Origin of the sequence: Ornithinicoccus halotolerans (assembly GCF_009602535.1) — a bacterium.
In the GTDB taxonomy this organism is placed as follows: domain Bacteria; phylum Actinomycetota; class Actinomycetes; order Actinomycetales; family Dermatophilaceae; genus Ornithinicoccus; species Ornithinicoccus halotolerans.
Genome location: NZ_WIQI01000142.1, coordinates 1 through 5,672 on the forward strand (window position 1 = coordinate 1; position 5,672 = coordinate 5,672).

The window sequence follows — 5,672 nt, forward strand, 5'->3', positions numbered from 1 at the left end:
TGCGCCAGGCCGAGCTGGCCCGGGACCGTGCGCCGGCCGCTACCGCGCTGAGCCCGGAGCAGGAGGCGCTGCTGGAGGCCGACGTCGTGCATGTCGCCGCCCATGGCACGCACCAGCAGGAGAACCCGATGTTCGCCTCGGTCCTGCTGCACGACGGACCGCTGTACGTCTACGACCTGCAGCACACCGGCGTCGGCGCCGCACACGTGGTCCTCGGTGCCTGCGAGGTGGGCCGGTCGACCGTCCGCCCCGGCGAGGAGGCGCTGGGGCTCACCGCCGGCCTGCTGGGCCTCGGCGCCCAGTGCGTGGTCGCCGGCATGGGCCAGGTCCCCGACGACGTCTCGCTGGCGGCGATGGGCCGCTACCACGCGGCGCTGGCGAAGGGGCGGCCGAGCGACGAGGCGATGGCCGAGGCGGTCGAGGCCACCGACCCGCTCGCCGCGGCGTTCCAGGTGGCCGGCGCCGCGTGGCGTGCGCCCTGACGGCGCCGCAGGTCAGGGCCGGCGCCAGTCGTCGCTCGCCAGGTGCGAGCCGGCCTGCGGACCCATCTGCAGCATCCCGCCGTCCACCACCCAGGAGGAGCCGTTGACGTAGCCGGCCTCCGGCCCGCAGAGGAAGGCGACGGTCGCGGCGATCTCGCGGGCGTCTCCGGGTCTGCCGACCGGGATCCCGGGCCGCTCCTTGGCCGCCAGCACCGACTCGTCCTCCTGGCCGGTCATCGGCGTGGCGATCTCACCAGGGGCGACCGCGTTGACCGTGATGCCGTGCTCGGCCAGCTCGAGGGCAGCCACCTTCACCAGCAGTCCGAGGCCGCCTTTGGCCGCGCAGTAGGGCGCCGCTCCCACCCGCGGGGCGTGCTCGTGCACCGAGGTGATCGCGACGATCCGGCCGCCGCGGCCGCCGTCGACCATGTGGCGCGCTGCCGCCTGCAGGCAGCAGAACGCGCCGTCCAGGTCCACCGAGACCACGTCGCGCCAGGTGGCGAAGTCCATGTCCAGCAGCGGCGTCGAGCTGCCGGTGCCCGAGGACATCACCAGCGCGTCCAGGCCGCCCATCTGCGCGGCGAAGGCGTCGACGACCGAGGCCCCCTGCTGCGGATCGGTCAGGTCGAGGTGGCGCAGGTGCGCCTCGGCGCCCGCGGCGCGGACCTTCTCGGCCGTCTCCTGGGCACCGGACTCGTCGGAGTTCCAGGTGACGCCGACGTGCCGGCCGGGGCCGGCCAGCGCCACCGCGGTGGCCTCCCCGATGCCGGAGTCGGCACCGGTGACGACGATCCGCTGTGGGACGAACGCCTCCGGAGGGGTAGTCGGGTCTGGGTGGGCAGTCATGCCGCGAGCGTGGCACGGCGTGTCGGGTGCCGCACGGCGAGCCCGCTGCCACTCCCCGCAGCCCGGCGCGCCACCACCCTCCCGCGCCCGCGTCCTGGCTCGACGTGCGACATCGCCACTTCCCACCCATGCTGGGCGTAGCCCCCACCGGAAGGAGCGCGCCAGGTGTCGCACGTCCCTGCCCAGCCGATCGTCGAGGACGAGCGGGTCACCGTCGTCGTCGCCACGCGCAACCGCCGAGACGAGCTGCTGTCCGCGCTGGCCCACCACCGCGCCCGCGTCATCGTCGTCACCAACGGTGCCACTGACGGCACCGCCGACGCGGTCCGCGGCACCTACCCGTCCGTGGAGGTCGTCGAGCTGGCCAACAACGAGGGCGCCAGGGCGCGGACCATCGGCGTGCAGCGGGCGAACACCCCCTACGTCGCCTTCGCCGACGACGACTCCTGGTGGGCCCCCGGCTCGCTGGCGCGGGGTGCCGAGCTGCTGTCCGCCCACCCCCGGGTGGGGCTGCTGCACGCCCGGATGCTGGTGGGCCCGGAGGAGCGGCTCGATCCGCTCTGCGCCGAGCTGGCCCGCTCGCCGCTGCCCCGCCCGCCCGGCTCCCCCGGCCCGGCCATCCTCGGCTTCGCCGCCTGCGCGGCCATGGTCCGCACCGACGCGTTCCTGGCCGCCGGCGGCTTCGACGACGTCGTCCGCTTCCCCGGGGAGGAGGAGCGGCTCAGCCTGGACCTGGCCGAGCTCGGCTGGCAGCAGGCCTACACCGAGGAGCTGGTGGTCCACCACCACCCCTCCCCGTCCCGGCACGGCCCGGACGCCCGGCGCCGCGCGGTGACCCGCTCCGCCATCCTCACCGCCGCGCTCCGGCTCCCGGCCGGCACGGTGGCACAGCGGGTATGGCGCGCGCTCACTGGCGACGCCGCCACGCGGGGCGGTGCGCTGGACGCGCTGCGGGAGCTGCCCCGCGCGCTCGGCCGGCGGCGACCCGTCTCCGACGACGTGCTGGACCAGCTGGCCGTCCTGCACGAGCACGAGAAGTCCGCCACGGCCAGCATCGGCTGAGCACGCCGCGACCAGCCCCGGCACGGAAGGAGACCGAAGGATGAGGACCGTGGGTGGAGAGGCACCGCACCGCCGCGCCGTGGTGACCGGCGGCGCCGGTTTCCTCGGCAGCCACCTGTGCGAGGAGCTGCTGCGCCGCGGCTGGGCGGTGGTGTGCCTGGACAACTTCCTCACCGGCGCCACCACCAACATCGCCGAGTTCCTCCAGCACCCGCGGTTCGAGCTGGCGCACTGCGACGTCACCGAGAACGCCCATGTGCGCGGCCCGGTGGATCTGGTGCTGCACTTCGCCTCTCCCGCCTCGCCGGTGGACTACCTGGAGATGCCGATCGAGACGCTGCGCGTCGGCTCCGTCGGCACCGAGCGGGCGCTGGCGCTGGCACGGGACAAGCACGCACGGTTCGTGCTGGCCTCCACCTCCGAGGTCTACGGCGACCCGCAGGTGCACCCGCAGCCGGAGGACTACTGGGGCCACGTCAACCCGATCGGCCCGCGCGGCGTCTACGACGAGGCGAAGCGGTACGCCGAGGCGCTGGTGACCGCCTACCGGGCCACCTACGGGGTGGACACCGGCATCGTGCGCATCTTCAACACCTACGGCCCGAGGATGCGCCCGGCCGACGGCCGGGCGATCCCGACCTTCGTGCGGCAGGCGCTGGCCGGTGAGCCGGTGACGGTGTCCGGGGACGGCAGCCAGACCCGGTCGGTGTGCTTCGTCGACGACCTGATCGAGGGCGTGCTGGCGCTGGCGGACTCCGACCTGGCCGGCCCGGTCAACATCGGCAACCCCTGGGAGATGACGGTGCTGCAGATCGCCCAGGACGTCCTGGCCGCGACCGGCTCCACCTCCCACATCGAGTTCGTCGACCGGCCGGTCGACGACCCGGGGGTGCGCCGCCCCGACACCACGCTGGCTCGGACCCAGCTCGGCTGGGAGCCCACGGTCAGCTGGCAGGAGGGGCTGCAGCGCACTGTCGCCTGGTTCGCCGAGGAGCTCAGCCGGAGCGCCTGAGCGGCTGCTGCCCCAGCTGGGCGGTCACCGCCGCCCACACCTCGTCGGGGCCGATGGCGGTCAGCGCCGGGTCCACGCGGTCGGCGTGCGGGTCGCCCGGGCCCTCGCCGTGCCAGAGCACGGAGTGGCGGTCCTGGTCGATGGCCGGTCCCCACCACTGCGGCGGGGTGGGGCCGAACAGCAGCACCGACGGGGTCGCGAGCGCGGTGGCCAGGTGCGCGACGCCGGTGTCCCCACACACCAGCAGCCGTGCCGTCCCGACCAGATCGGCCAGCTCGGCCAGGTCCAGCCGCCCGGCCAGCGACCGCGGCCCCGGCACCTGCTCCACCACCGCGCGGCAGAGGGGCTCCTCCGCGGCCGACCCGGTCAGCACGACGGGGCGGCCGGACCGGACCAGCCGGCGAGCGAGGTCGGTCCAGCGGTCGACCGGCCACCGGCGCGCAGCCGACGCCGCGCCCGGGTGCAGGACGACCGCCGGTCCCCGGTCCCCGGTGGTGGGCAGCCGCAGGTCCTCGGCGCCGCAGTCACCGCCGGCGTGGCGGACCAGCCGGCACCAGCGAGCCACCTCGTGCTCGTCGGGCTCCCACGGCGGCCCCTCGTGCCCGGCCTCCGGGCAGCCGAAGGCCACCATCCGGTCCGGGCGCGTGGCCTGCAGCAGCCGGTGGCTCTGCGGTCCCCGACCGTGCAGGTTGACCGCCAGGTGCCCGCCCGGCCACCACTCCGTCTCCTCCAGCCACGCCGGCTGCAGTCCGTCGGTCGGCAGCACCGCGTCCACGACGCCGAGCCTGGCGAGCCACCCGCCCACGCCGGCGGGGGCGGCGAGCACCAGCCGGTGGTCCGGCCACGCCCGCCGCACCCCGCGCAGCGGTGCCACGCCGGTCAGCGCGTCGCCGAGGCCGAGGGCACGCAGCACGAGGACGTCACCGTCCCCGGGCCGGAGCCGGCCCGGCTCGCCGGTCATGGCCAGGACGGCTCGCCGGAGGCCATGACCACCATCTCCCTGATCTCGGAGCCGACCGGCTGGGTCAGCGCGGTGATCACGGCGCCCGCGGTGCTGGCCGGGTCGTTGAGGTCCTGGTCCGGCGCCGGCTTGAAGCGCTCGTCGCGGCCGTCGAAGAACGCCGTGCGCATGCCGCCCGGCACCAGGCAGGTCACCCCGACGCGACCGGCGTACTCGGCGGCCAGCGCCTGCGAGAAGCCGCGGATGGCGAACTTCGAGGAGGAGTAGGCCGTCGCGGCATCAGCCCCCCGCAGTCCGAGCGTCGAGGACACGGTGACCACGGTGCCGCGGCTGCGCTCCAGGTGCGGCAGGCAGGCCCGCACCACGGCGACGGTGCCGAACAAGTTGACCTGGATCACCCGCTGCCAGGCGTCCGGCTCGATCTCGGCCAGCGGTCCGCACGCGTCGGTGCCGGCCGCCGTGACCACCGCGTCGGGCGGTCCGGCGGTCGCCACCAGCTGCTCGACCGCCGCGGTGGCGCCGTCCCAGTCGGAGAGGTCGACGACCGCGTGCGGGACGTCGACCGACGGCGGGACCCGGTCCAGGACGGCGGGCCTGCCGCCGGCCTCGGTCACGGCGTCCACGACGGCGGCCCCGAGGCCGCCGGCGCCGCCGGTGACGTAGACGGTCCCGATCTCTCGCGTTGTCCTGCTCACTGCTCTCCTGTCGTTGTCGTCGTCTGCAGCGCGCGCTCGGAGCGCTCGATGATCTGCGTGGTCGAGTGGCCCCCGAGGTAGGGCAGGAACACCACCCGGCCGCCGTGCCCGCGCACGACCTGTGCCTCGGGCAGCTCGGTGCCGCCGTAGTCGCCGCCCTTGGCCCACACGTCGGGCGCGAGCGCGTCCAGGGCCTGGCGCGGGTCGTCCTCGTCGAAGACCACCACCGCGTCCACGCAGTCCAGGGCGGCCAGCACCCGGACACGGTCGGCCGCCTCGACGACGGGCCGGCCGGGTCCCTTGAGCCGGCGGACGGAGGCGTCGGAGTTCATCAGCACCACCAGCCGGTCACCCAGCCGCCGCGCCGCCTGCAGGGTGGCGACGTGACCGGCGTGGATGATGTCGAAGCACCCGCCGGTCGCGACCAGGGTCCCGCCGTCGGACCGCAGCCGGCGCGCCAGCGCCGTCAGCTGACCGGCGGTGGCGGGCTGGCCCTGCGAGTGCGGCTCGGCGGCCGCCGGTGCGCCCAGATTCGGGGCACGGGCAGGCGCGCCCTTCGCCTCGCGGTCCTGTCCCGCCGCCCGACGGCGGCTCGGGCAGGACCGGCGCTAGCG

Annotated in this window: 7 protein-coding genes; 3 read left to right on the plus strand and 4 right to left on the minus strand. The window is 75.7% G+C overall.

Annotated elements, in window-relative coordinates; all coding sequences use genetic code 11:
- Window positions 1-482, plus strand: a 482-nt coding sequence (locus GFJ45_RS14820; protein WP_153398563.1) for a CHAT domain-containing protein, incomplete at its 5' end; no start/stop codon positions are given.
- Window positions 483-494: 12 nt separating this feature from the next.
- On the opposite strand, the gene GFJ45_RS14825 is transcribed toward GFJ45_RS14820, so the two are convergent.
- Window positions 495-1,328, minus strand: coding sequence for an SDR family oxidoreductase (locus tag GFJ45_RS14825; protein ID WP_153398565.1), 834 nt, complete (start codon window positions 1,326-1,328; stop codon window positions 495-497).
- Between the two features lie 165 nt (window positions 1,329-1,493).
- Between GFJ45_RS14825 and GFJ45_RS14830 the strand changes: the two genes are divergently transcribed.
- Window positions 1,494-2,390, plus strand: a complete 897-nt coding sequence (locus tag GFJ45_RS14830) for a glycosyltransferase family 2 protein (protein ID WP_228387112.1) — start codon at window positions 1,494-1,496, stop codon at window positions 2,388-2,390.
- Window positions 2,391-2,430: 40 nt separating this feature from the next.
- On the plus strand, window positions 2,431-3,402 hold the full coding sequence (locus GFJ45_RS14835; protein ID WP_153398566.1) for a UDP-glucuronic acid decarboxylase family protein: 972 nt from the start codon (window positions 2,431-2,433) through the stop codon (window positions 3,400-3,402).
- On the opposite strand, the gene GFJ45_RS14840 is transcribed toward GFJ45_RS14835, so the two are convergent.
- From GFJ45_RS14840 to rfaE2, 3 genes are read right to left on the minus strand one after another with little or no spacing between them, the layout of a single operon-like run.
- On the minus strand, window positions 3,386-4,363 hold the full coding sequence (locus GFJ45_RS14840) for a glycosyltransferase family 9 protein (protein ID WP_153398568.1): 978 nt from the start codon (window positions 4,361-4,363) through the stop codon (window positions 3,386-3,388). The two genes, GFJ45_RS14835 and GFJ45_RS14840, sit on opposite strands and share 17 nt — an antisense overlap.
- A complete protein-coding gene (locus GFJ45_RS14845; protein ID WP_153398570.1) occupies window positions 4,360-5,058 on the minus strand; it encodes an SDR family oxidoreductase in 699 nt (232 codons plus the stop codon). The genes GFJ45_RS14840 and GFJ45_RS14845 overlap by 4 nt, the downstream gene beginning before the upstream one ends.
- Window positions 5,055-5,588, minus strand: coding sequence for a D-glycero-beta-D-manno-heptose 1-phosphate adenylyltransferase (gene rfaE2 / locus GFJ45_RS14850; protein ID WP_153398572.1), 534 nt, complete (start codon window positions 5,586-5,588; stop codon window positions 5,055-5,057). The genes GFJ45_RS14845 and rfaE2 overlap by 4 nt, the downstream gene beginning before the upstream one ends.
- Between the last annotated feature and the right edge of the window lie 84 nt (window positions 5,589-5,672).

Bases quoted from the DNA above. Each gene is read 5' to 3' on its own strand.
- GFJ45_RS14825 (WP_153398565.1), bottom strand. From the start codon at position 1,328: ATGACTGCCCACCCAGACCCGACTACCCCTCCGGAGGCGTTCGTCCCA.
- GFJ45_RS14835 (WP_153398566.1), top strand. From the start codon at position 2,431: ATGAGGACCGTGGGTGGAGAGGCACCGCACCGCCGCGCCGTGGTGACC.
- GFJ45_RS14840 (WP_153398568.1), bottom strand. From the start codon at position 4,363: ATGACCGGCGAGCCGGGCCGGCTCCGGCCCGGGGACGGTGACGTCCTC.